Consider the following 24917-nt stretch of genomic DNA (forward strand, 5'->3'; position numbering starts at 1 on the left):
TTTATGATCATCCAGAAATTCGGTGGGGTAGCAATGAAAAACGAAGAAATGAGATTGAATTGCATTAACCATATAAAGGATGGATTGAATGAGTTTGGCGACGTTGTCATTGTAGTTTCTGCAATCGGTCGTTATGGAGATCCTTATTCTACAGACAGCCTTCTGCAACTGACAGACGCCTTTACATCTTCATCAGCAGCCAGCGACCTTGCAGCCTCTTGCGGTGAACTCATAGCCGCAGCAGTTTTATCCGCAGAATTAGCTCGTGCAGGTGTCATCAACACAGTTTTACACGGCAATCAGGCTGGAATAATGACAACAGGGGAATTCGGAGATGGCACGATTACACACATTGATACTTCGACTATTCTCAAAACACTTGAAACAACACGTTGCATAATTATTCCAGGATTCCAAGGGATAGCTACAAACGGTCAGGTGATGACACTTGGAAGAGGAGGCAGCGACTTGTCTGCCATCGCATTAGCAGGAGCACTCCAAGCATCGCATGTAGAGTTCTTTAAAGATGTCCCTGGCGTTATGACTCATGATCCGCGAGAAGTCGAGAATACCCGCAAACTGGACTTTCTGAGAATGGATGATTTCATTCCACTTCTAGATTGCGAAAGACCTGTCATTCAAAAACGGGCTGCACTACATGCCATAAAAACAGCGACACCTCTTTATATAAGAGGTGTCGCTAGTACGGAGATAGGAACTTGGATTCTACCTTAAGCAGCAATGAATTTCATTGCTGTCTTTTTTCTTCTACAGTCTTACGAACTAAAACCTGTGTATAATATTTTCCATATGCACCCGTCCCAAGATGTGTCAAATCCTCTTCGAGCAGAACATTACGGTGTGCGGGAGAATTAAGCCAACCATGGACTGCCTCAATTGCGTCTACGTAGTTGAAGGCGATATTTTCCCGTGCTTTGCGATGTTCAATTTCCGCCTCTTTTAACCTGTCCGCTAGATCACCGGTAACAGGAGATTCATGGGAAAAATAATTTTCAAGCGCCATATCTTCACTATGTTTTCGCGCCACTACAGTAAGATTGTAATCGCCCAAAAGTTCCTCCAACCCATGACTCTTTCGATATACGTTGGTCAAATCTAAAATTTGACGCTCCATTGCTCGGTCCACTTCAATCTGCATCGTTGACGATGGACGGTCAGCACTGACGATTTCACCCATATAAGCCATGTCATAAGGTTGGTGTAGGATTAGCGTAATTGGGTCGATGAAACGTATACCTTCTAACTCCCCATCCTCACCGTCGATATAAAGCTGTGCATAGACATTTTCATATTCAATAAGCAACCTATTATTTACGTCATCACTGTTTAATGTAAATGTATACTCACTTTCTCCAATTTGGACACCAACTTCCGACTCAACAATCGTAAATCGATAGATGTCTTTTACATCCTGCCCAATCTTAAATGGTTCAACATCAGATGACAAATCTGCAGTATACACTTGGTTTACCTTCCCATCCAATACTCCCACCATTAATTCCCGATCTTTATTATATATCCACCAATCGTAACCATAGCCCGAAGGCTCAATACGGTCTGGCTCCCCTATCTGTTCACGTAAATTGCTCACACTCTTTCCTACAAAAAGGGAAATTCCTGATTCTGGACGCGCAGCTTGTGGCAGCGGTAAACCCGCTCCCTTTCCAGGTACAGGGATGGCCGTTCCATGTTTCACAGGCGACTCAAGCGGTTTATTTTCTTTTACTCGATCATCTATAATATAAAATACCAATAGGACGATGATGAGCAGAAGTATTATTTTCCAGAGTACTTTCATTTTTCGACCTACTTTCAAAAGGCTAAGTTTAATCAGTTCTATTCAGGCTAATACTGCTTGATGAATGCCTCTTTTCATTATACTTCGTCAACCAGTTAAAAATGTTGAGGATTGGCTTATTTATTAAATTATCAGTCGCATTGACACAATGTTGCCATTGCAACTGATGATGATTTGTTCTATTATAAAAAGGTATAGGGAATTGGCTGGATGATATATAAGGAGGATATAAACTATGTATATTGAAGATACAGGCATTGAAAATATCGTTACTGACTTATCAATACTTGATGAAATCATGTTAAAACACGACCTTGTCCGCGCAGGTCAATGGGACTATGAACGGGCAACATTTGATAAGAAATATATGATCAAAGAAGGTACATATTATTTGCGCGTATTCAGTTATACAACTGATGGAGATGTTGATACACGGAAAGCTACTATGATTCTGAAAAAGCCGGTTGTCGGCAAACATTATTATCCGCACGGCGTTGAATACGGCGAAGGGGAACATTTCCCTGAAAGTCTACTTAAAGACTGTGTCGCAACATTGAAAGCAGTAAGTGCAGAATTAGAACCTTTTAACCTTAAAAAGTAAATATGTGCTGATGACTGGAGAACTCATTGTTCTCTAGTTTTTTTTCTGCTTAGAAAATCATATAATCTCGCATCTCGGATAATTTCAAAAGTAGAAATTTCACGTTAAGACTCGATGACCTACAGGATGTAGATGATATAGCGGAGGTGAAAAAAACGCCATTTCGACTTATGCCACTCACGTCTTAGAGGGCACCTTGCGCTTTTATTAAAAGAAAAGAAAGTATAATTTTTTTGACATGGAACAGTGACTAGGCTCCAGGTGCCCCCTCGAATCATAAGCAGTCCGGAAAGTTCACCAGTCCATCGTCGTTTCAATTCCTCGAAAACCACCTTTTGGCTGTCGGGGCTGGACGGCATTTTGCGTTTTTCTCACATAATTCCAATAAAGAAGCAAAATCGGTAATATTTACTACTCAAACATCTATCATTTGGTTATAATTGAATTAGCGAATAATTTGGAGGAATTGCTGTTGTCAAAATGGTTAAAAAAGGGTAATTTAATTATTACAATAAGTATATTTGTCATCATATTAGTTATTATTTTTATCTTGCCTGTTTCATTACCTATCATTTTCGCACTACTTACCGCCATCATCATTAATCCCTTAGTCAAACTGACTGAAAAAAAATTCAAATGGAATCGTCAAATATCAGTCATCTCCGTTTTCATTTTGATCCTCGCAATTATAACGTCTTTGCTCTATTTTACAGTCACACAATTGATTGGTAAAATTATTGACCTTACAAAAGTAGCTCCAGACTATTTTAATACACTGTCAGGCATGTGGATTGACGTTCAAAATAAACTTTTACAATACACCTCTGGAATGCCTGAAGAAGTAGTTATTGGTATTCAAAAGGAATTCAAAAATGTATTTGACTCCATACGTGAATCTATCCTGAATTTACTGAGCTACGATAAGATCATGTCCCTCATGACGGAAATCCCAAACTTCCTAGTCAGTTTTACCGTATTTATTATTGCATTATTTCTATTTATGCTCGAATTACCCGAATTGAAAAGATTGTTATTCAGACACTTAACAACGTCAACTGCAGAAAAAGCTCGATTTATGATTACACGGCTCAATTCTGTGATTTTCGGTTTTTTGAAAGCGCAAATACTTGTCAGTTTAATCGTTTTTGTTGTCACTTTTATCGGTCTTTTACTTGTCATTCCTAAATATGCAATCGTCATGTCGCTTGTCATTTGGATTATCGACATTATCCCGATTTTGGGCTCAATAATTATATTAGCACCTTGGTCCTTATATATGTTTATCAGTGGAGATATTGCAACTGGAACACAATTAGCCATTCTAGCCGCTGTTTTAATGATTATACGGAGAACTGTAGAGCCGAAATTGATGGGATCTCAAATCGGTTTATCACCGCTTCCAACATTAATCGCCATGTTTATAGGACTAAAGCTATTCGGCTTCATTGGATTTTTTATCGGACCATTAGCCGTCATCCTCTTTACAACAGCCCGTGAAGCAGGAATTATTAAAGTTAATTTCAGAGTTTAAAGCAAAACGCTTCCACAATTTTGTGAAAGCGTTTTTTTGTTTATTAAAAACCCAGGATTGCCTTGAACATGGATGTTACTTCTCCACCCTTATAAAAAACGTAAAGAAGTAAATAAACAGCAACACCTGTTATTGCAGAGAAGAACCAAATAACACTTGTGATTGGACCTAGTTTCCGGTGTCTGACCAAATTTTTCTTCAGACCTGCATTAATCGTCACAGCACCAAATACTGCACCTGTTGTCGCCAGCACTATGTGGAATATAAGGAAAATCGTATAATAGATTTTCAAATTATCCGGTCCGCCAAACGATGTATTACCAACCACTATAGTCCTCGACACATAGATGATTAAAAAAAGAATAGCTGATACTGCGGCTGCCAACATTACTTTCTTATGTGCTTCTACTTTCTTTTTACGGATTAAGTTCCATCCAATTGCAACTAGTACAGCCGATAATATAATAAAAAATGTACTGAGAGTTGGTAGAAAAGGTAAATTCATTCGTTATTCCCCCTGTGCGTAAAACATGTCTATATCTAACCTATTATCTGTACAATGTCATTTTTTTGCGTTCTAATAATGCGTTAGCAGTAATCTCTTCTGCATTGTCTTGTTCTTCCTTATGCCATTTAATAAAAATACTGCCGAGAACACCAACATAAATAATTTCTTGGAATACCTTCATAATAATTCCACCAAGTTGCTGATCAACTAATGTAGGCATATTTGTGAATAACTCAGGACCTGAAATACCTAAACCCGACAATCCCGAAAGTGTACTTGCGGGCACACAAAGGGCCATCGCCTGTAACCATGCTTCGCCAGATTTATATGTTTCATACACAGGTATATCTACGAAAATGATAAGGGAACATGCTGGTGTGATTAATATTGCACTTAATATAATATAACCGATTTTTTTCAGACCATGAAGCTTCGGTTGCCCTTTCAACGTGTTAATGATTGGCCACCAAAAAAACACTGCTGAAACAAAAAGCGTTATAGTAAAAATCGTATGCAGTGGAGCACTTAATTTCACATTGTCTAAAATAAGTGGAATATGGTAAACGGAAAACATACCACAGAATAACAATAGGCTGAGAACTGGTTTAGTAAAGAAAGTGATCACGCGGTCAAGAATCTTAATATCAAAAACCTTTTTCCACATCCAGTTAGGAATTCCCAACATGAGTAACGGAGCAACCATAAGCAATAGAACCGCCATTTGTACCATGTGAACTGAAAATAAGATATGACCAAGTAAGTCTACAGGTGAACCTTTGACAACATAAAGCACAACCATCCCGGACATGAATAAGAATATTTGTTTCTTAGTAACCGGATGCGTATCTTGAAATCGATGACGCATTTTAGTCGTCAGTAATAAATATAAGGCCATACCAAGTAGGATAATTAGTAGGAACCACGGACTCCACAAAGCTCGGAATCCAAATATACTCAAAGGCATTTGCCATCGCTCCCTCAATAAATTCTTTCTTTATTATAAAGCTAATATGGATGTAACTCAATGTACGAACTATGACAATTAATAAGAACAGCACGAAGCATAGTCTAGCCCCCACACAAAACGGCAACGGACCAATGAACTTACCGGGCTGCTTATGACCCGAGGGGGGGACGCTTGGAGCTAGACATCAAGAAAAGCGTAAGCGCCTTGGTAGCTCCGAAAAGCGCTGGAGGGCCTTAAGATAAAGCGTTTTTTGCCTTTAACTTTAAGGACCGAAGACAGAAGAAGGCAGCCTAAGCTCGCGACGTCCTGTCGCAACAAGGAGGGATGAAGTTCAATCCCTCACCACTGCATAACCCACTTCGTGTGGGTCCAGGGGCTAGGCGCTGGAGTCTAGACATCCCATCTTGAAAAACCTATGCTTTCTTATCTTTCAAAAAAGAAAAAGCCTGTGAAGAATAAATCTTCCACAGGCTTTTTCATCGAAAAATTACCACCAAATGATTGTTACAAATGTTAATACAACAGTGAATGCAAGAATAACTCCCGTATACATGAACATTTGTGGAACACCATGTCCTTTTTCATTCATGTGCATGAAGTAATACATTTGTAGGCCAACTTGAACTGCTGCGAACAGCATCAGCGTTGGGAAAATCAAGTATTTCGAGAATCCAATGACTCCAGCTTCATAAGCCATAACCATTGAGAACGACATAATTGTTAGGAAAATCATAAGTGAAAACATCATAACCTGACTGCGCATCGACTGACGTGCGCGTCTTTGACCTAAATTAAATTCAGCTGGTGACTTTTTATAAACTTGAACGTCCGACATATCAACCTATCACTCCCATCAAATAGACTACAGTGAAGATGAATACCCAAACAACATCAATAAAGTGCCAGTATAGCGAGAACGTATAGAACTTCGTCGCGTTATACAAGTTCAGTCCACGCTTCGAGTTACGATAGATGAGTAGCGTAATCCAGACAAGTCCGATTGCCACGTGAAGACCGTGCGTCCCAACTAACGTGTAGAAAGCAGAACTGAATGCACTGTTGTCATATGTGAAGCCTAAATGTACGTAGTGTACAAACTCGTACACTTCAAGTGCAAGGAAACCAAGTCCAAGGAATGCAGTAATGGCAAGCCATAGTTGCATTTTCTTGAAATCATAATTTTTCAAATGGTACATCGCATATACACTCGTCAAAGATGAAGTTAGTAGTAGCAACGTCATGACGAATACAAGCGGCAATTCGAACAATTCTTGTGTCGAGAATTTAAATCCACTTGGACCTTTGTTTTTCAACGCCAGGTATGTCGCGAAAAGTGTTGCGAACAAGATAGTTTCTCCACCAAGGAACAACCAGAAACCGACAAACTTATTCTTTGCCTCTAGTGTCGCTCTTTCTGGATGATCAGGCCACGTCTCAGGGGTGAATTTTTTATTCAAATCCATTATTGTTTGCCCCCTTTACGTTTCATATCTTTTAAGATGTCTTCTTTCTTAACATAGAAGCCAAGATCGTCTTTCAATGAACGCATTGCCATAGCAGCGAAAGTCCATACAAGACCTATTATAAGAAGTGGCATACCCCATGATTCTTCAGTGCGGAACATTGCACCAAATCCTGCAATGAACAAACCTAAACTCATCATGAATGGAATGAATGAACCGTTTGGCATATGAATGTCCTGAACCGGTTCAGCCGGAGTAATTCCCGACAGATTACCTTCCATTTTTTCAATGTACACTGTATCAAGACCACGTACAAGTGGTGTCTGAGCGAAGTTATAGAATGGCGGTGGTGATTCAATAGCCCATTCAAGCGTACGCCCGTCACCCCAAGGGTCATTTCCTACACGTACATTTTTAATTGAAGTTACGATAATATTATACACTAAAACTATAATCCCGATTGCCATTAATATGGCTCCAACAGTACTAATTAAGTTTGCCGAGTTCCAACCTTGACCATCCATGTATGTAAATACACGACGCGGCATCCCCCAGAAACCTAACCAGTGTTGGATTAGGAATGTTAAATGGAAACCGATAAAGAAGAACCAAAACGTTACTTTACCAAGCATTTCATTTAGCATTGTACCGAACATTTTCGGCCAATAAAGGTGTGTACCAGCAAGTATACCGAATACAACGCCACCCACAATTACATAGTGGAAGTGAGCAACAACAAAGTATGTGTCATGCAATTGGTAATCAAGTGGAGCAGTACCTAGCATAACACCCGTAACTCCACCCATAACAAACGTTGGAATGAAGGCTAATCCCCAAAGCATCGGTGTTGTTACTTTTATACTTCCGCCCCATATGGTGAGAAGCCAGTTAAATATCTTAACTCCTGTAGGTATGGCGATAGCCATTGTCGCTACAGAGAAGATAGCATTTGCTGTTGGCCCAAGACCAACTGTAAACATATGGTGAGCCCAAACCATGAAGCCTAAGAACCCAATAAGGACGGTAGCGAATACCATCGCTGAATAACCAAAAAGTCTTTTTCTTGAGAAGATCGAGAATATCTCTGAGAAAATACCGAAAGCCGGTAAAATAAGAATATATACTTCAGGATGACCAAATATCCAGAATATATGCTCCCAGATAATGGTGTTCCCGCCCATTGTATGATCGAAGAAGTTAGCTCCGAACATTCTTTCAAATGTCAGAAGGAAAAGTCCGACAGTAAGTGGTGGGAATGCGAAAAGAATCATAGCTGATGCTACAAACGTAGTCCATGTGAATAATGGCATACGCATATAAGTCATCCCTGGTGCACGCATATTGATAATGGTTACAAGGAAGTTAATCCCACCCAATAATGTACCACCACCGGCAATTTGAAGACCTATTGCATAAAAATCAACACCATGTCCTTCGGAAGCCATAGCAAGTGACGCGTAAGAAGTCCAACCAGCATCAGGAACTTGACCCATGAACCATGACATATTTAAGAATACGCCACCAAAGAAGAACATCCAAAACCCTAATGAGTTTAGGAATGGAAACGCAACATCACGTGCCCCGATTTGAAGCGGCATGATAGCGTTCATAAATCCAATTAATATAGGCATGGCTGCCAAGAAGATCATCGTCGTTCCGTGCATCGTAATCATTTGGTTAAATAACCCCGCACTGACGAGATCGTTGTTTGGCGTTAAAAGTTGCAAACGAATGATCATTGCTTCTATACCGCCGACTATGAAGAAGAATCCTCCACCTAGGAGATAAAGGATACCGATCTTCTTATGGTCGACTGTTGTAAGCCAATCCCATAGCGTTGCGCCAAAACCTCTTTTTTGAGCAACTGAACTCAATTTGTTTACCTCCTCTTCAAATTCACGTTAATAGTTATTTTTCTACTGAAAGTCCCATGAGGTACTCAGCAATTGCATTTAGTTCTTCGTCAGAAAGTTTTTCACCGAATGCCGGCATCAAGTTTCCTGGCTTATGTTTTTGAGTGTCTGAAATCCAATCAACTACTTTTTCTTGCGTGTGATCCATGAAACCAGCAACACGATTACGGTCACCAAATGACGCTAGGTTTGGTCCAATCGCTCCGCCTTCACCGACTGCAGATGTCGCATGACATGCAATACAGCTTTGTTGGAACAATTCTTCACCTTGACCGGCTGCAGCAACATCTGTTGTTTCTTCGCCAGTTGCTTGCATTGCTGTAACCCATTTGTCGAATTCAGCACGTGGTAATGATTTTACTTTGAAGTCCATAAGTGCGTGTGATGGACCACAAAGCTCCGCACACTTCCCGTAAAACACTCCGTCTTGCACGTCTTGAGATTCTTTATCAAACGTTAAATAAAATTTGTTTACGTTTTCAACGTTTGTATCGAGTTTACCTCCGATTGCTGGAATCCAGAAGGAGTGCTTAACATCTGCTGCAAGAAGGTTGAAATAAACTTTTTCTCCAGTTGGTACAACAAGTTCTTGTGCTGTAACAATTCCGAGAGAAGGGTATTCAAATTCCCACCAGTACAACTTCGCCGTAACATCTACGACTATGTTTTCTGACTCTCCATCTTCATTGACTTCATTCATCGCGCTTACATCGCTTAGTTTATATGTGTAATAAACTGTAGGTACCGCGAGAAGTAAAATAAGGAGAACAGGAATAATTGTCCATACTAATTCTAATGTATGGCTTCCTTCAACTTCTTTAGGAACAAAGTCCTCACCCATTTTCGAGCGTCTAAAACGAATAACTGCAACTACATAGATAATCACGACTACTAAAATAACCAGTAACATGATTCCTGATGATAACATCAGCAATTTGAATTGATCTTTCCCGACTTGACCAGCCGGAAGAAGTGTGGATAGCCCTTCCTGACCACATCCCGCTAGAAACACGGTAAGAGCTGCTAATAAAGAAAAAAGACGCCACTTTTTGAGTCCTTTCATCATCGCTTAATGATACCTCTCTTTCTAAAAAAATGTTTTTCTTCTTGTGAGGACTGCTGACCTCTTTATGTGAATTCCTATGCAAAGAAAGAATTCCAATATGTTAGATGAATATCGAGAAGATAATCATGGCAACAAAAAGGATCGTCATGTAATTTAATGAATAGATGAACATACCCGTTGCCCATTTTATATCATCTTTTGCTTTAAATCCTTTAAGTGCTAAATACAGCCATCCTATATTTAACGCACTCGCAAGTACTAAGAAGCCTACCCCTAGTTCGGTAAGTAGAAACGGCAATGGAAATAAAAACAGTACCCATGCCAACATCGATTTCTTCGTTCTTGCAAAACCTTTTACAACAGGTAGCATAGGAATATTTGCTGCACGGTATTCGTCTGTCCGACGCATCGCTAACGCATAAAAATGCGGCGGTTGCCAAACAAACATAATCAGGAATAGTGCCAAAGCACCTGCACCAAGTGCTGGTTCGACCGCAGCCCATCCGATTAAAGGTGGAATTGCCCCCGAAATACTACCAACAACTGTGTTGGCGACGTGCCTACGCTTCGACCACATCGAATAGAGTACAACATAGCTGAATATACCTGCAAGCCCCCAAAGACCAGCTGCTATAGAAGCAGAAAACAAAAGTACTTCGCCTACAACGATGAAAGTTAACGCAAGTGTCAATACAGCCGGCCACTTGAATCGTCCGGTAACTGTTGGTCTTGATTTTGTTCTCGTCATAACAGGATCAATATCACGATCAATCAAATTGTTAAGTGCCGCAGATCCAGCAATTATCAATCCTGATCCGAGAAGAGCGAAGATAAGCAGATCTAGATTATGTAGAAAGTTTGTACCAGTGAACTGAAAAGCAAGAAAAAGTCCCGTAAAAGTTGTAATCATGTTCGAATTAACAATGCCGATTTTAATGAGCGCAAGGAAGTCCTTATAAAGAGACACCGTTACTGCATCTGATTCGACAGGTGTGGATATTGTATGACCATTTGACAAGTTACCCCTCCTTTCAAAGTTATAAGCGATGACCGCTATTGTTAACTATATCGAAATTCGCGAAGTATTTCTATACATATACAAAATTTCTACTGAATTACTTGAAATTTCGACACATTTAATTAGTAACCACCTCTATAGTAAAACATTTCTCTAGGTCTTTTGTGAAGCTAATGCGTCTTATTTATGAACAATTTGTGAAATGGAGCGTTACTGAGGCATTTTTAGCCATTCTTCATTGTCTTTTCACTTTATTTTAGTTATCATCAGAAAAGCAAGGACCTTTTATACGACGGTCATCAATTAAAAAGTAGGTGTTATTTTTTGCGATCTAATAAATATTTAAAATGGTTCGGTGTCGCTTCGACTATAGGCATGCTTTTAATACTACTCGGAGGGGCGCTCGTAACAAAAACTGACAGTGGCCAAGGCTGCGGAAAACATTGGCCTGGATGTAACGGACAACTTATTCCCGACGAGATTACCCCAGAAGTACTTATTGAATTTTCACATCGTCTTGTAACTGGGTCTGTTGGAATATTTATAGTTATATTAGCTGTCTGGTCATGGAGGTCAATCGGACATATTAGAGAAACAAAATTTTTAGCAGTTTCAGCTGTATTCTTCCTTATATTACAAGCATTGATTGGTGCTGCTCAAGTACTATGGGGGCAAGGCGATTTCATACTTGCGCTCCATTTCGGAATTTCACTTTTAAGTTTTGCATCAGTCCTTCTTTTAACCCTGCTCATATTTGAAGTGGATCGAAAGTTTGATGCAGATAAGTTACAAATAGGTAAAAGGTTGAAATGGCATACAATAGGTGTATCCATTTACTCTTACTTTGTAGTTTATACCGGAGCACTCGTCCGTCATACTGAGTCTGGGCTCGCCTGTCTAGACTGGCCGCTCTGTAAGAATGAAACCTTTGCCCTTCCGCGTAACATGTACGAATGGGTTCAGATGGGTCACCGTACTGCCGCGGCATTTATTTTCATCTGGTTATTGGTCATCATGATTCATGCAATTCGTCATTACAAAAATCAGCGCGTCATCTATTGGGGCTGGAGTATCGCATTTATCCTTGTAGCGCTCCAAGCAACAACAGGAATGATGGTTGTTCTGACTAGACTAAACCTTTACATCGCTTTGCTACATTCATTGTTTATCACGTTGTTATTCGGTTTGTTGACGTACATGATTCTACTAGTATCTAGAAGTAAACTAACCAAATGAATGTAAAGGACTGGCCTCCAGGTCAGTCCTTTCTAATTGTCTACCCAACTTATTAGAAAAAATAACAAAGGCACCCGAATTTAATCCGGATGCCCTTGTTAACATTATCAATGCTCCAATTCAACGAGCAAATCCCCTGTAGCTATTGATTCTCCAGCGGTTACAAATATTTCTTTCACTGTACCATCGAAAGGTGCCTGAATCGTAGTTTCCATTTTCATAGCTTCTGTTATAAGCAAGTGTTCGCCTCTCTTCACTTTCGCCCCTTTTGAGACTGCAACTTTCAATACAGTTCCTGGCATAGTAGCAGCAATATGCGCATCATTTGAAGTATCCGCTTTTTGTTTCCTAACAGTGACAGATTCTACATTCATATCTTCAATAACCACTTCACGCGGCTGTCCATTTAACTCGAAATAAATGACCCTCGTTGCATCTGATTGCGGTTTACTAATCGATACAAGCTTAACAATTAAGGTTTTCCCTTTTTCAATCTCCACTTCTATTTCCTCACCGAGACGCATTCCATATAAGAATTCTGGTGTGTCAATGACAGATACATCACCGAACTCTTTATTGGTCGTGGAATATTCTTTAAAGACTTTCGGATAAAGGGCATATGAAAGTATTTCATGACTCGTAACCGGACGCTCTAGCAAGCCATTCAATTCATCCCGCAGCTTTTCGAAATCGACATCTTCCAATAGCTCTCCTGGACGTACAGTAATTGCTTGTCGTTCTTTTAAAATAATTTTTTGAAGTTCTTCTGGGAATCCACCGTATGGTTGTCCAATATACCCCTCGAAAAATTCAATAACTGATTCCGGGAAGTCAATTGTCTTTCCGCGAACAAGGACCGACTTTTCATCGAGTTCATTTTGCACCATGAATAATGCCATATCTCCAACCACTTTGGATGAAGGCGTCACTTTCACGACGTCACCGAATAATAAGTTCACACGAGAATACATATCCTTCACTTCTTCCCAGCGCTCCCCTAAACCTACCGCCCTTGCTTGTTGCTGAAGGTTAGAATACTGACCGCCAGGCATTTCGTGAACATAAATTTCCGAATGCGGACTCATCATACCACTTTCAAAGTGCTGATAATACTTCCTAACATCTTCCCAGTAATACGATAAGTTCTCAAGCGATTTCACATTTGCACGTACATTGCGCTTACCACCTTGTAACGCATAGTGTAAAGAGCTTGCCGACGGTTGTGAAGTTAGGCCAGCCATCGAACCTAAAGCCGTGTCAACGATGTCTACGCCAGCCTCAATCGCTTTAGCATACATATAGATACCGTTCCCACTCGTATCATGTGAATGCAAATGAATAGGGATATCAACCGTAGCTTTCAATTCAGAAACAAGGCGATATGCAGCTTCCGGTTTTAAAAGACCGGCCATATCTTTGATAGCAAGAATATGGGCTCCGGCTGACTCAAGTTCTTTTGCCATATTTTTATAATAATTTACCGTGTATTTCGCTCGAGAATCGTTAAGAATATCCCCTGTATAGCAAATTGCCGCTTCCGCAACTTTTCCTGCTTCCCGTGTAGCGTCAATTGCGACTTCCATGCCTTTTATCCAATTCAAACTGTCGAAGATACGGAATACATCAATACCGGCATCAGCTGACTTTTTAACAAACTCACGGATAACATTGTCCGGGTAATTCGTATAACCTACAGCATTTGCACCGCGGAAAAGCATTTGGAAAAGCACATTAGGAATTTGTTGACGCAGTTTTAACAACCTGTCCCATGGATCTTCTTTCAGGAACCTATAAGCAACATCAAATGTCGCCCCGCCCCACATTTCATAAGAAAACAGATCAGGCATCAGTCTTGCCGACTCGGCCGCAATTGACGTCATATCCGAAGTACGAACCCGCGTAGCTAACAAGGATTGGTGTGCATCACGGAATGTTGTATCCGTCAGCAGTACATCATCTTGTTCTTTGATCCACTTGATAAGTCCTTCTGCCCCCCGCTCGTCCAAAATCTGTTTTGTACCCGGTTTTGGCGGAGTAAGAAGGTCAACTATTGGTTTTCTTACAGGATGAAGTACCGGTTTCGACTGTTTACCGATTCCCGGGAATCCATTAACGGTAACATTTCCAATATAATTCAACATCTTCGTTCCTCGGTCTTTACGGTTTGGGAACAGGAACAATTCCGGCGTCGAATCAATAAAACTCGTATTATAATTCCCTGTTAAGAAGTTTTTATGCTTCACAACATTCCCAAGAAACGGGATATTCGTTTTGATGCCTCGAATCCTAAACTCTTGTAAGTTTCTGTCCATCTTGGAAGCCGCTTCACGGAACGTCATACCCCATGTAGACACTTTAACTAGTAAAGAATCATAATACGGCGTGATGACAGCACCTTGGAACCCGTTACCCGCGTCAAGACGGACACCGAATCCGCCTCCAGATCGGTAAACAGATAATTTACCAGTATCAGGCATAAAGTCATTCAATGGATCCTCTGTTGTAACACGAGACTGAATCGCATATCCGAATAACGGTATTTTGTCTTGTGTTGGAATACCAGTTTCACTATCGTGAAGGTTTTTTCCATTCGCAATATGGATTTGTGAGTGGACGATATCAATACCCGTCACCATCTCCGTGATCGTATGCTCAACTTGAATGCGGGGATTTACTTCGATGAAATAAAACCGACCATCCGAGACGAGAAATTCTACGGTTCCGGCATTTTTATAGTTAACATTTTTCATCACTTTTACTGCAGCGTCACAAATTTCTTCCCGCAATCCATCTTCAAGTGAAATAGAAGGTGCTATTTCAACGACTTTCTGGTGGCGACGCTGAATTGAACAATCCCGCTCGAACAGATGTATGACATTGCCATATGTATCCCCAAGAATTTGTACCTCGATATGTTTTGGCTTATCGATGTATTTCTCAACGTACACTTCATCTGATCCGAATGCAGACTTCGCTTCTGACCGTGCACGTTCAAAAGCCTCGTTGACTTCTTCGGCAGAATTCACAATTCGCATTCCGCGCCCTCCACCACCAAGGGATGCTTTAATGATGATTGGATAACCGTTCGATTCGCCGAATGTTGCGACTTCTGTAACTACAGTAACTGGACCATCGCTACCTGGAATAACTGGAATACCTGCTTTAACAGCTTGCTCACGTGCTTTTACTTTATCTCCAAACATATCCAGTTGCTTAGAACTTGGGCCGATGAAAATGATTCCCTCTTCTTCTAAACGTCTTGCAAATTCTGTATTTTCGGCAAGAAATCCATAACCAGGATGAATCGCATTCGCGCCACAATCTTTCGCTATTGCGATAATCCCTTCGATATCTAGATAAGCATCGATCGGTTTCTTCCCTTCTCCAACAAGATATGACTCATCTGCCTTGTAACGATGGAATGACCCACTGTCTTCCGTTGAATAGATTCCAACCGTTGGAATCTTCAATTCGGTACAAGCTCGAAATACTCGTATTGCAATCTCTCCACGGTTGGCTACAAGAATTTTCTTAATCTGTTCCATCACAAGGCACTTCCTTTTCTAATTGTTTTTTTCATATTTTACGAACATTGAGACATTCGTTAATATTCCTAAAGCTAAAGATAACAGAATAACAGAAGTACCGCCATAGCTAATAAACGGCAAAGTAACCCCTGTAAGCGGTATCAACCCCGTTAGGCCGCCCAAATTTACGAATGTTTGAATTCCTATCATACTTCCAATTCCTGCCGCTAGCATGCGTCCATGAGGATCTTTTGACTGAAGCGCAATAGATAACGCCCTCAAGACGATGAAACCCAGTCCGCCTATCACGATAACAGCACCAAGAAGACCTAATTCTTCTGAAATTACCGCCATAATGACATCTGTTTGTGGTTCTGGTAAATACCCCATTTTCTGAATGGAATTACCAAGGCCTCTCCCTTGCACGCCTCCAGAGCCGATAGCTATATAGCCATTCGCGATCTGATAACCAGACCCCTGGATATAATCGAAAGGATTTAGAAATGATAGTAAACGCCCTGCCCTACTTGGAGTCATGATCGATTCCCATTTGAAATAAAGGACAAGCGCAGCAAAGACAAGACCCACAGAAATTATTCCGCTAATTTTCAAAAATGTTCTTTTTTTAATACCGCTTGCTGCAAGGACGGAAAGTGCAGTGACGATGATAATGAACGAACCCCCGATATCTGTCTCGAGCATGATAGAACCGACTGCTAATACTAAAATTACTACAGGTGGTAATATTGATTGATTAATATTATCAATTGTTCCAGATTCGTATTTTTTTGCAAAAACACCTGAAAAATAGACAATTATCAGCAATTTCGCAACTTCCGAGGGTTGTAGATTACCAAAAGGTGTTGTTATCCAACTAGTCGCTCCTACATGATCACCTGTACCGATGAAATGAACCAGAAACAATAGAAAAAGCATACCTATTACAGCAAAGATCATCAAATTTTTTCGTTTATAATTTTTATACGGGAAAAAAGCCGCCAAAAAGAAAGCGGGAATGGCTAGTTTTAAATTTGTCAACTGCTTTTGCAAATAATAATCAGCCGGATAATCATATCGGCCTACTGCAACAACCATACTTGAACTGTAAATCATAACTAGTCCGAATAAACAAAGTAACAGGTAGACAAAAAACAGTGGGAAATCAAAATAGCGAAATAGCTTTTTAGTATAAGTTTTCATAGGTTACCTCTTTTTCATTAAACAAAAAACTCAAACCATTATGTCAGTTTGAGTTTTCGGCTTATTTTCTCGTATATACTTCGTGCAAAACCGTCATTTCTTTCTCAAGTAAAGAAAGAATTTCATTTCCCTTTGTACGCTCAATCAAGCCTAGCTTAACGGCAAATTCAATTTCACGTGACAGGCCATACATTTGTGTATCTAACACTTCTTCGTAGAGTGGACACTGAGGCATCGTCAAATGATCCATCTGTACTTTTATAAGTTGACCGATCTTATCGGCATCTGCTTGAAGTTGCTTCAATGCCTTTTCCTGATACGTTTCCTGCAATTCTATATCCATGAGGACGCCCCCATCAAACTTTTATTTCTTAATGGTTATTATCAATAAATTGTATCTTTCAAAAGAGGAAAAAGCAAGCGTTTTCCATTTGACGTTATCCAACATAAAGCAAAAGCTTTTCCTTGGGGCATCAAAGCGTTATACTAGAAACAAAAGATAATTTAATTTAGTTGGGGGATATTCATTTGGAATCAATAATTCCGATTAAAGGAAATGTGCGTCATGTCATCACACTTGACCCGACAGTATGGATTTTCGACGATCGTCGCGTTGATTTGAAAACGTACTTCACAGAAAGTCATATTGAAAAAGACGAACTGGAAGAATATAAAAAAGATATGGGGAAACATTGGTCCCGTGAAATAATGGAAGGCGCCACTTTCCCACCAACCCTGGAAACAGAAAAAAAGTTTGAAAAACGAAAAGTTCTTACTGGAACGTATGGCATTCAATTAAAGCATTTTTTAAAAATCGCTGAACCTGCCACTAATGCACAAACACTTGCTTTTGAAACATCAGACGGCGAAAGTCACTCATTCCCACTTACAAAAGTCGATGATATCATTTTCAAATTCAGCGACGAAGGTAAACCGCTACTTGAGGGCGGTCCGGTTCACATCGTCTTCAAAGACGGTTCGAACAATGATAATCCGATTCGCAACGTCATTGCGATCCGAGTTGACTGAAGGAGGATTTCCAATGCGTGTAAAATGCGTCATTTGTGACAATGTCGGACAACTACCCGACGATTTGCCCTTAGCAAAAACACTCCGAAATCGTCCTATCCATACGTATATGTGTCAGGAATGCAACAATCGAATTTCCGAAAAAACGATTGCACGGATTGCGACTGGAAACTTCACTTTCTACCGCAGTTCCCATTCAATTGAAAAAGATTTCTGAGAAAAGCATAGAGCACCATTTTTCAACGCAATAGTAAGACGGATTAAGGATGGTAATCTAAGTTTGCTACGTCATGTCGCAACAAGGAGAGGAATGAAGTTCAATCCTCCCCACTGCATGGCGTTGGAGGCTAAACACTGCTGCAGTTGAAAAACATATATTTTCTTATCTTCAAAAAAAGAAGACTCCATCAAATGATGGAGTCTTCTTTTTTTTCTTTATATTCATTCATCCTGCGAACTCGGTAGATGATTAAAATAAGAGCTGCAACGATAAGACCTTCCACAATCGGAAGGAAAAATCCAAGAAATGTCAAAATCAGACAGCCGATAAATAGGAATGTATAGATGACTAAAGTCTGTAAAGGCTTTAGTTTTCTAGCGAATCCTAGTTTATAAACAATTGCCGACATGAGGAAGACGAGGGCGAAAAGTACATAACCGGCAGCCGTATAGGAAGGCATCACTTCGTAAATAAAGCGTGCAATACCTGACATTTTTCCGAATACGAAATCTGTTTCCCCAACACTAGCACTCATTCAACACATTCCCTTCTGTAAAGCGTTCTAGTAAGTCGGGATGCTTGAGTCCCACCGCTATTAAAGGACCTCATAGAAAGCGTACCTGACCCCTTTCAGTCGACTAGACCTGCAAGAGGTAGGTACTCAGGATGCTTTCTTTTACTAAAATCACTATTAGTTTGAAAAATTATTATTTCTTTTTCTGAACACGTTCGCGCTCATTTTTGTCAAGTATCTTCTTACGAAGTCTGATTGATACTGGCGTTACTTCGCAATACTCGTCGTCATCCAGATATTGTAACGCTTCTTCAAGCGACATAATACGTGGTTTTTTAGTTGAAACTGTCTGGTCTTTAGAAGCTGAACGAACGTTTGTCGCTTGTTTCGCTTTCGTTAAGTTGATTGTCAAATCAGTTTCGCGTGTATTTTCACCAACAACCATTCCAGCGTAGATCTCAGTTCCGGCACCAACAAACATGATTCCGCGATCTTCCAATTGCATGATGCTGTAAGGTGTAGCCGTTCCGTTCTCCATTGAAACTAGAACACCATTTCTACGGCCACCGACTCTACCTTTTGACATTGGCTGGTAAGAATCGAACGTATGGTTCATAATTCCGTAACCTCTTGTCAATGTAAGGAATTCAGTTGAATATCCGATCAATCCTCGTGCAGGTACATTGAATATTAAACGAACTTGTCCGTTACCATTGTTGATCATGTCGAGCATTTCACCTTTACGCTCACCAATTGACTCGATGATACTACCAGTATGCTCTTCAGGAATGTCAATTTGTAAACGTTCAATAGGCTCACAACGAACGCCATCAATTTCTTTTACGATTACTGAAGGTTTCGAAACTTGTAATTCAAACCCTTCACGACGCATGTTTTCAATAAGGATTGAAAGATGAAGCTCACCGCGACCTGAAACAGTCCATGCATCAGGTGAATCAGTTGGATCTACACGAAGAGAAACGTCAGTTTGCAATTGTGATTGAAGGCGTTCGTCGATTTTTCTAGACGTTACCCATTTACCTTCTTTACCCGCAAACGGGCTATTGTTTACAAGGAATGTCATTTGAAGCGTTGGTTCGTCAATGAACAATTCCGGAAGTGCTTCCAGATGATCTGCAGGACAGATTGTTTCACCTACGTCAATTGCTTCCATTCCAGATACAGCAACAAGATCTCCAGAGAAAGCTTCTTGGATATCTACGCGTTTCAAACCAAGGAATCCGGACATCTTTGTAACACGGTAGCTTTTCACAGTACCGTCACGCTTCATAACTGAAACCGATTGTCCAACTTGCATCGTTCCACGGAAAATCCGTCCGATACCGATACGGCCGACATAATCGCTGTAGTCAAGAAGTGATACTTGGAACTGTAAAGGCTCGTCGCGATTATCAATCGGAGCTGGGATATGTTCTAGAATTGCGTCATAAAGTACACGCAATGTTTCTTCTTGTGTTGAAATGTCTGGTGATTCGCTTGCAGTACCGTTGAATCCTGAAGCATAAATAACAGGGAATTCAAGTTGTTCGTCATTAGCATCAAGTTCGATGAATAACTCAAGAACTTCATCAACTACTTCTTCCGGACGAGCAAATTCACGGTCAATTTTATTAACGACAACGATTGGTTTCAAGTTCTGCTCAAGCGCTTTTTTCAGTACAAAACGCGTTTGTGGCATACACCCTTCGTATGAATCGACAACAAGAATTACACCATCTACCATTTTCAAAATACGTTCCACTTCTCCGCCGAAATCAGCGTGACCTGGTGTATCCAAAATGTTGATTTTTGTATCTTTATATTCAATTGCTGTATTCTTTGCAAGAATCGTAATTCCGCGTTCACGTTCAATTTCATTTGAGTCCATTGCACGTTCATCTACTTGTTCGTTAGAACGGAAGATTCCCGATTGCTTTAAAAGTTGATCGACAAGCGTCGTTTTTCCGTGGTCGACGTGGGCGATAATTGCTATGTTACGTAAGTCACTTCTAAGTTTAGTCATGATTTCACTCCATTATTCTTTTTTCGGTTGATTAACTGTGTTATTATAGCACATGTATTGATAATTCGAAAACATTTAATTGTAGATGGAGGTATTTTTTTGAAAAACATCAAATGGATTTTCGTTTTTTATGCCATTGCCGCTGTCGCTTCAATGTGTGCAATCGGTGTCGCAGTCGGCATGAGCAGCCCTACGATTGCAATTATAGCAATCGTTGCATTAATCCTAATTATGGGTAACGGATTTAAAACAAAAAAGAAATATAGAGAACAAGGTCTACTTTAATAATACACTTTTCAAATGTGACGTTTCAGGGTAATCGGTGTATCCGGTACTTGTAACGTCCTTTTTTTATTGTTTTAGATGGATATAGTTTGTCACTATATCTTGATGTAATCCAGGCCTCGCTACTATAAAAGTATCCTGCCCAAGAAGATGCGGGATATCCCCTTTCATGTTTGTTGCAACAGCACCTACCTCCTGCGCAATAACAATTCCACCGGCAATATCCCACGGCGACAACCTCATAGACATATATGCATCCAGCCTTCCAGAAGAGACATATGCAAGCTCCAGCGCTGCTGATCCATATGACCTTGTCCCTCTGCATGTTTTAATCAGTTCAATAATTTTTTCGTTATCGACGAAGCTATTCGGAGCTACCCAACTTGCATTAATCCCAATAACAGCATCCGCTAGTGGTGTAATCTCCAATTGTGGCAGCCTTTCATCATTGAAGTAAGCTCCCCCGTCTTTAACGGCATGATAAAAATCATCACGCATCACATCATAAATATAACCAAGCATCCCGACACCGTCCGCATATATTCCAAGTGAAATGGCGAAATTCCGCTTTTGGTGAATGAAATTCATCGTTCCATCTATAGGGTCGAGCATCCAAACAACCCCTGCTAGCGTCTGAACATCATCACCAAATCCTTCTTCGCCCAAAATCCTATGATTAGGAAAATCCCTTTTGATCCTGCTGATGAAAAATTGCTCAATTTCCCTATCTATATTCGTCACTAGGTCATTCGCACTCGATTTTGAATCGATATCGATTTGATTGAAAAAGGACACGCGAATTTTATGACCCGCTTCTTTTATCAATGACTTAGCATAACGATCGATAATTCCCCATTCCACAAAACCACTCCTTCCATAACGACCATCTATAGTACACTATATCGAAAAAGGCATCCCATTACACTATCCCTGTTTCTAAAGGATGTGTAAGGATGCCTTTTCTGGTGTGCCAATCAGAATCATGCAAAGCCATTTAGTATCTCCAACTCACGGTGAATCTCCATAAGCCTATGCTCGCTTTTCATTTTCTGCTTTGCATCCTCTTCTTGCACAGCATCGAAAAGTGTTGCAAGTTCGTAATCGAGTTCTAGGTTAAGTAGCTTAACATATTCTTTCTCTACATCAGCTTTGCGAATAACATGGACGACTTGTTTCATAGTTGACACCCCTTTTTCTTTATAAAGTCCAAATTTTCGGTTAGTTATAATTAAAATATGCTACAACTAAATTTTGCTCTAGTTATAAGCCTTGTTACTAAAGATTGTTCCCCGATTTCTGTTATGATAAACGTCTAAATGTAATTGGGGGTAATGAATATGGTTGGTCTTTTTTGGGAAAAAGATGATTTTAATGTATTTTCAATTGAAGGGCTAGAAAATCGGATGGAAGCATTGCAAAATCGAATTCAGCCAAAGTTCGGAACTCTAGGTACACATTTTGCGGATCGCCTTTCGGCACACGGAACTGATGAGTTTTTTCCGCATGTCGCTAAACACGCAAGACGGACTGTAAATCCACCAAAAGATAGCTGGGTAGCATTCGCACCTGCAAAACGCGGATACAAAGCATTGCCTCACTTTCAGATTGGCTTATGGGGAACACATTTATTCATTATTTTAGCGGTAATTTATGAGAATTCAGATAAAAAAGGGATTGCCGAGCGTCTAGATAGCAAATTGGATGTTTTAACTTCTCTTCCTGGTACTTATATCGTTTCTGGCGATCATATGAAACCTGAAGCTACAACTATCGAACAAGCAGGAGCCTCTGGACTCGAACAAATTTTAGAACGGCTACAAACTGTTAAAAAAGCAGAGTTCCTTGTCGGTCGTCATTTGTCACGTGAAGACGCCGTAAAACTTTCCACTGAAGAATTCATAGCTTTTGCAGAAGAGACTTTTGACTGTCTACTTCCTGTCTATGATGTTGTTATTAACAGAAAATAAAAGGAATGCTCCCGCTTAACGCGAGGGCATTCCTTTTATTATTTCTTCACCACCGGCCTCTTTAGCCGATTGAACTACACGGTAACAGACGTAACCACTCGCTTCCTCAAATTCCATACACAATGTTTTTTCCTCCGCCATGGAAGGGACCACTTTTTTGAATCCACGATATGCTGTCATTAACTCTTCGCCTGGTATACCTGATTCATATGCCTTTTCAACTGCTTCATAAAATGCGGCGACTGCGATAATTTCTACTGTCGACCAGTCATGCCTGATTGGATAATTATAATCCATGCGATTTCGCTCCCTTTACTAATTAAAGTTCCAACTTTTACGGATTGCTTCCGCTTCATTCACCATACGCTCAACTAAATCTGCAACAGATGGTACATCGTTGATAAGACCCGCAACTTGACCAGCCCATCCATAACCGTTTTCAGCATCTCCATCATGAATAAAACGGCGGTTCGCCTCGCCGCTGATTAAATCCTTCATTGCTTCATAATCAGCATTTTCGGCTTCCATGTCAATTATTTTCTTCGTCCAACTCCCTGTCAACGCTCGAGCAGGTGCTCCTAAAGTTCTTTTAATGACCGTTGTATCGGTTTCACTACTCGCAAGAAGCATGTTTATATAAGCCTGAGATGCATGGACACACTCTTTCGTTGCAATGAATCTCGTCCCCATTTCGACTCCATCTGCGCCAAGTGCATGAGCAGCCATCCAACCGCGCCCATCCCCGATGCCACCAGATGCAATAACTGGTATTGAAACAGCGTCAACGACTTGCGGGACAAGCACCATCGTTCCAATATCGTCACGCCCAAGATGTCCCCCACCTTCTTGTCCGACAACCATAACTGCATCAGCCCCGAGTGATTCTGCTTTCTGCGCCTGTCTTTTAGCAGCAACTAGCACAAGCTTTTTAACGTTTGTATTTGCAAGCTGCTCAAAAAATGGCGCGGGATTACCACCCGTCACCGACATTACCGTAACCCCTTCTTCTAGAGCGACTTCCACCATATGGGCATACGGGCGTCCATGTTGCCCAATCGCAAAGTTCACGCCGAACGGTTTATCAGTCATCGCTTTTACTTTTTTTATCTCAACTCTCAGCGCATCTGCAGAATCCAAACTCATTGCGGTAATTTGCCCAAGCCCCCCAGCTTCCGAAACGGCAGCTGCAAGCTCTGCATAAGCTAAGTACGCTAATCCCCCTTGGATGATTGGATAATTGATATCGAGCAGTTCCGTTACTTTCGTTTTCCATTCCATTTGATTTCCTCCCTTATTTATACAATGACTCTCTTCGTCATCTCTTTCTACTAAATCTTCAAAAAGAGGTGAGAGAAGTTGTGTTTCATTGCCTAAAATCCGGGTTTCCTAAAGAGCGAAAGCCTAGGGAATCTAGAATCTAGACTTCTAATTTCTATGTTACAACTTTTCCATAGTACGCTATTTTAACACGCCTGTTGAGCAATCATTTATTCACATAAAATACTAGTGAGAAGGGCTGATAACCTCCATTTTCACTGGACCATTTTCGGATCGCTCTCGGCTAAATATTCACGCCAGATTTAGGTAGTAATAGCAATTCCTACCTTGAGAGGCATGTGTGGCTAGAAGTGACTCCATCACTTCTAGCCACACTCTTTTCAGTAATACTGTTATGAATACTTGCCTGTCGCGTTCCTACAATATTGAAGTGAAAAATGCAGTTGCATTGAAAGAAAAGAATAGATGACTTTCTATAGAAATTGTAATTGCCCGAAGATGCAATTTCGGGCACTCTAGTACTTTGTACTATGTGTTCCTTGCTTACTTTTAGCAAAGTTTATGCATCAATCATGTGATGCCTTATAGAAAGTGACACTTCTTTCAAAATAAGAAAAAACTATAGATAAAGCATCAGCCGCCAAAATTGCATCTTTGGCGGCTTTACTCTAGGTAAGAAGCAAGCTATTCTTTCGTCCCAATAAACTTCAGCACTCTGTGCACTTATGCATTTGGAGCGCGACGGATGAAGG

25 protein-coding genes are annotated in these 24917 nt (G+C 40.5%); 8 read left to right on the top strand and 17 right to left on the bottom strand.

The window, feature by feature from the left end; translation table 11 throughout:
* Positions 1-3 precede the first annotated feature (3 nt).
* Positions 4-735, top strand: coding sequence for an amino acid kinase family protein (locus tag FQ087_RS10520; protein WP_149580392.1), 732 nt, complete (start codon positions 4-6; stop codon positions 733-735).
* A 13-nt stretch (positions 736-748) separates the two neighbouring features.
* Here FQ087_RS10520 and FQ087_RS10525 read toward each other — a convergent pair whose 3' ends face one another.
* Positions 749-1819: a CAP domain-containing protein gene (locus FQ087_RS10525; RefSeq protein ID WP_149580393.1), complete on the bottom strand. Its 1071-nt coding sequence runs from the start codon at positions 1817-1819 to the stop codon at positions 749-751.
* Between the two features lie 235 nt (positions 1820-2054).
* Between FQ087_RS10525 and FQ087_RS10530 the strand changes: the two genes are divergently transcribed.
* Together FQ087_RS10530 and ytvI are read left to right on the top strand one after the other, a co-directional pair.
* Positions 2055-2420 (top strand): YugN family protein, encoded by a 366-nt coding sequence (locus FQ087_RS10530; RefSeq protein ID WP_149580394.1) that lies wholly within the window; start codon positions 2055-2057, stop codon positions 2418-2420.
* 472 nt (positions 2421-2892) lie between these two features.
* The gene (ytvI, locus tag FQ087_RS10535) at positions 2893-3951 is read left to right on the top strand and encodes a sporulation integral membrane protein YtvI (RefSeq protein ID WP_149580395.1); all 1059 of its coding nucleotides are present in this window, start codon (positions 2893-2895) and stop codon (positions 3949-3951) included.
* 43 nt (positions 3952-3994) lie between these two features.
* Here the strand turns inward: ytvI and FQ087_RS10540 are convergent, their stop codons facing one another.
* The 7 genes from FQ087_RS10540 to cyoE all read right to left on the bottom strand — a co-directional run bounded on the left by FQ087_RS10540 (position 3995) and on the right by cyoE (position 10886).
* A complete protein-coding gene (locus tag FQ087_RS10540; RefSeq protein ID WP_149580396.1) occupies positions 3995-4456 on the bottom strand; it encodes a DUF420 domain-containing protein in 462 nt (153 codons plus the stop codon).
* A 43-nt stretch (positions 4457-4499) separates the two neighbouring features.
* Positions 4500-5423 (bottom strand): cytochrome c oxidase assembly factor CtaG, encoded by a 924-nt coding sequence (gene ctaG, locus FQ087_RS10545; RefSeq protein WP_149580397.1) that lies wholly within the window; start codon positions 5421-5423, stop codon positions 4500-4502.
* Between the two features lie 490 nt (positions 5424-5913).
* Positions 5914-6261: a cytochrome C oxidase subunit IV family protein gene (locus FQ087_RS10550; RefSeq protein ID WP_149580398.1), complete on the bottom strand. Its 348-nt coding sequence runs from the start codon at positions 6259-6261 to the stop codon at positions 5914-5916.
* 1 nt (position 6262) lies between these two features.
* Positions 6263-6889, bottom strand: coding sequence for a cytochrome c oxidase subunit 3 (locus FQ087_RS10555; protein ID WP_149580399.1), 627 nt, complete (start codon positions 6887-6889; stop codon positions 6263-6265).
* Entirely contained in the window at positions 6889-8763 is a 1875-nt protein-coding gene (gene ctaD, locus FQ087_RS10560) for a cytochrome c oxidase subunit I (protein WP_149580400.1), read from the bottom strand. Before ctaD ends, FQ087_RS10555 begins: the two co-directional genes overlap by 1 nt.
* 34 nt (positions 8764-8797) lie before the next feature.
* Positions 8798-9868: a cytochrome c oxidase subunit II gene (gene coxB, locus FQ087_RS10565; RefSeq protein WP_149580401.1), complete on the bottom strand. Its 1071-nt coding sequence runs from the start codon at positions 9866-9868 to the stop codon at positions 8798-8800.
* A gap of 100 nt (positions 9869-9968) precedes the next feature.
* A complete protein-coding gene (gene cyoE, locus FQ087_RS10570) occupies positions 9969-10886 on the bottom strand; it encodes a heme o synthase (RefSeq protein WP_149580402.1) in 918 nt (305 codons plus the stop codon).
* Between the two features lie 324 nt (positions 10887-11210).
* Here cyoE and FQ087_RS10575 point away from each other — a divergent pair, with 324 nt between their 5' ends.
* Positions 11211-12122 carry a COX15/CtaA family protein gene (locus tag FQ087_RS10575; protein WP_149580403.1) on the top strand — a complete coding sequence of 304 codons (912 nt, stop codon included), beginning with the start codon at positions 11211-11213 and terminating at the stop codon, positions 12120-12122.
* 107 nt (positions 12123-12229) lie between these two features.
* Here FQ087_RS10575 and pyc read toward each other — a convergent pair whose 3' ends face one another.
* The 3 genes from pyc to FQ087_RS10590 all read right to left on the bottom strand — a co-directional run bounded on the left by pyc (position 12230) and on the right by FQ087_RS10590 (position 17192).
* The gene (pyc, locus tag FQ087_RS10580) at positions 12230-15667 is read right to left on the bottom strand and encodes a pyruvate carboxylase (RefSeq protein ID WP_149580404.1); all 3438 of its coding nucleotides are present in this window, start codon (positions 15665-15667) and stop codon (positions 12230-12232) included.
* A gap of 18 nt (positions 15668-15685) precedes the next feature.
* Positions 15686-16849 carry an FtsW/RodA/SpoVE family cell cycle protein gene (locus FQ087_RS10585; RefSeq protein WP_149580405.1) on the bottom strand — a complete coding sequence of 388 codons (1164 nt, stop codon included), beginning with the start codon at positions 16847-16849 and terminating at the stop codon, positions 15686-15688.
* A gap of 61 nt (positions 16850-16910) precedes the next feature.
* On the bottom strand, positions 16911-17192 hold the full coding sequence (locus tag FQ087_RS10590) for an Fpa/YlaN family protein (protein ID WP_149580406.1): 282 nt from the start codon (positions 17190-17192) through the stop codon (positions 16911-16913).
* A 185-nt stretch (positions 17193-17377) separates the two neighbouring features.
* Here FQ087_RS10590 and FQ087_RS10595 point away from each other — a divergent pair, with 185 nt between their 5' ends.
* Positions 17378-17878: a molybdopterin-binding protein gene (locus FQ087_RS10595; RefSeq protein WP_149580407.1), complete on the top strand. Its 501-nt coding sequence runs from the start codon at positions 17378-17380 to the stop codon at positions 17876-17878.
* A gap of 13 nt (positions 17879-17891) precedes the next feature.
* Positions 17892-18095, top strand: coding sequence for a YlaI family protein (locus FQ087_RS10600; RefSeq protein ID WP_149580408.1), 204 nt, complete (start codon positions 17892-17894; stop codon positions 18093-18095).
* Between the two features lie 190 nt (positions 18096-18285).
* Here the strand turns inward: FQ087_RS10600 and FQ087_RS10605 are convergent, their stop codons facing one another.
* Both FQ087_RS10605 and typA read right to left on the bottom strand, forming a co-directional pair.
* Entirely contained in the window at positions 18286-18633 is a 348-nt protein-coding gene (locus FQ087_RS10605) for a YlaH-like family protein (RefSeq protein ID WP_255452217.1), read from the bottom strand.
* Positions 18634-18805: 172 nt separating this feature from the next.
* Entirely contained in the window at positions 18806-20635 is a 1830-nt protein-coding gene (typA, locus tag FQ087_RS10610) for a translational GTPase TypA (protein ID WP_149580409.1), read from the bottom strand.
* 99 nt (positions 20636-20734) lie between these two features.
* Between typA and FQ087_RS10615 the strand changes: the two genes are divergently transcribed.
* Positions 20735-20920: a YlaF family protein gene (locus FQ087_RS10615; protein ID WP_149580410.1), complete on the top strand. Its 186-nt coding sequence runs from the start codon at positions 20735-20737 to the stop codon at positions 20918-20920.
* A gap of 66 nt (positions 20921-20986) precedes the next feature.
* On the opposite strand, the gene FQ087_RS10620 is transcribed toward FQ087_RS10615, so the two are convergent.
* Together FQ087_RS10620 and FQ087_RS10625 are read right to left on the bottom strand one after the other, a co-directional pair.
* Positions 20987-21781, bottom strand: a complete 795-nt coding sequence (locus FQ087_RS10620) for an inositol monophosphatase family protein (RefSeq protein ID WP_149580411.1) — start codon at positions 21779-21781, stop codon at positions 20987-20989.
* A 119-nt stretch (positions 21782-21900) separates the two neighbouring features.
* Positions 21901-22098, bottom strand: coding sequence for a hypothetical protein (locus FQ087_RS10625; protein ID WP_149580412.1), 198 nt, complete (start codon positions 22096-22098; stop codon positions 21901-21903).
* A 159-nt stretch (positions 22099-22257) separates the two neighbouring features.
* On the opposite strand from FQ087_RS10625, the gene FQ087_RS10630 reads away from it, so the two are divergent.
* The gene (locus FQ087_RS10630) at positions 22258-22887 is read left to right on the top strand and encodes a YktB family protein (protein WP_149580413.1); all 630 of its coding nucleotides are present in this window, start codon (positions 22258-22260) and stop codon (positions 22885-22887) included.
* A 15-nt stretch (positions 22888-22902) separates the two neighbouring features.
* Here FQ087_RS10630 and FQ087_RS10635 read toward each other — a convergent pair whose 3' ends face one another.
* Positions 22903-23184 (bottom strand): UPF0223 family protein, encoded by a 282-nt coding sequence (locus tag FQ087_RS10635; protein WP_149580414.1) that lies wholly within the window; start codon positions 23182-23184, stop codon positions 22903-22905.
* Between the two features lie 18 nt (positions 23185-23202).
* Positions 23203-24165: an NAD(P)H-dependent flavin oxidoreductase gene (locus FQ087_RS10640; protein ID WP_149580415.1), complete on the bottom strand. Its 963-nt coding sequence runs from the start codon at positions 24163-24165 to the stop codon at positions 23203-23205.
* Positions 24166-24917 lie beyond the last annotated feature (752 nt).

This window comes from Sporosarcina sp. ANT_H38, assembly GCF_008369195.1.
GTDB lineage: Bacteria > Bacillota > Bacilli > Bacillales_A > Planococcaceae > Sporosarcina.

What these genes read in the sequence shown, in the direction of transcription:
- FQ087_RS10520 (WP_149580392.1), top strand. Translation starts at nt 4, where the DNA reads ATGATCATCCAGAAATTCGGTGGGGTAGCAATGAAAAACGAAGAAATG.
- FQ087_RS10525 (WP_149580393.1), bottom strand. Translation starts at nt 1,819, where the DNA reads ATGAAAGTACTCTGGAAAATAATACTTCTGCTCATCATCGTCCTATTG.
- FQ087_RS10530 (WP_149580394.1), top strand. Translation starts at nt 2,055, where the DNA reads ATGTATATTGAAGATACAGGCATTGAAAATATCGTTACTGACTTATCA.
- FQ087_RS10540 (WP_149580396.1), bottom strand. Translation starts at nt 4,456, where the DNA reads ATGAATTTACCTTTTCTACCAACTCTCAGTACATTTTTTATTATATTA.
- ctaG (WP_149580397.1), bottom strand. Translation starts at nt 5,423, where the DNA reads ATGCCTTTGAGTATATTTGGATTCCGAGCTTTGTGGAGTCCGTGGTTC.
- FQ087_RS10550 (WP_149580398.1), bottom strand. Translation starts at nt 6,261, where the DNA reads ATGTCGGACGTTCAAGTTTATAAAAAGTCACCAGCTGAATTTAATTTA.
- FQ087_RS10555 (WP_149580399.1), bottom strand. Translation starts at nt 6,889, where the DNA reads ATGGATTTGAATAAAAAATTCACCCCTGAGACGTGGCCTGATCATCCA.
- coxB (WP_149580401.1), bottom strand. Translation starts at nt 9,868, where the DNA reads ATGATGAAAGGACTCAAAAAGTGGCGTCTTTTTTCTTTATTAGCAGCT.
- pyc (WP_149580404.1), bottom strand. Translation starts at nt 15,667, where the DNA reads ATGGAACAGATTAAGAAAATTCTTGTAGCCAACCGTGGAGAGATTGCA.
- FQ087_RS10585 (WP_149580405.1), bottom strand. Translation starts at nt 16,849, where the DNA reads ATGAAAACTTATACTAAAAAGCTATTTCGCTATTTTGATTTCCCACTG.
- FQ087_RS10590 (WP_149580406.1), bottom strand. Translation starts at nt 17,192, where the DNA reads ATGGATATAGAATTGCAGGAAACGTATCAGGAAAAGGCATTGAAGCAA.
- FQ087_RS10600 (WP_149580408.1), top strand. Translation starts at nt 17,892, where the DNA reads ATGCGTGTAAAATGCGTCATTTGTGACAATGTCGGACAACTACCCGAC.
- FQ087_RS10605 (WP_255452217.1), bottom strand. Translation starts at nt 18,633, where the DNA reads ATGAGTGCTAGTGTTGGGGAAACAGATTTCGTATTCGGAAAAATGTCA.
- typA (WP_149580409.1), bottom strand. Translation starts at nt 20,635, where the DNA reads ATGACTAAACTTAGAAGTGACTTACGTAACATAGCAATTATCGCCCAC.
- FQ087_RS10625 (WP_149580412.1), bottom strand. Translation starts at nt 22,098, where the DNA reads ATGAAACAAGTCGTCCATGTTATTCGCAAAGCTGATGTAGAGAAAGAA.
- FQ087_RS10630 (WP_149580413.1), top strand. Translation starts at nt 22,258, where the DNA reads ATGGTTGGTCTTTTTTGGGAAAAAGATGATTTTAATGTATTTTCAATT.
- FQ087_RS10635 (WP_149580414.1), bottom strand. Translation starts at nt 23,184, where the DNA reads ATGGATTATAATTATCCAATCAGGCATGACTGGTCGACAGTAGAAATT.
- FQ087_RS10640 (WP_149580415.1), bottom strand. Translation starts at nt 24,165, where the DNA reads ATGGAATGGAAAACGAAAGTAACGGAACTGCTCGATATCAATTATCCA.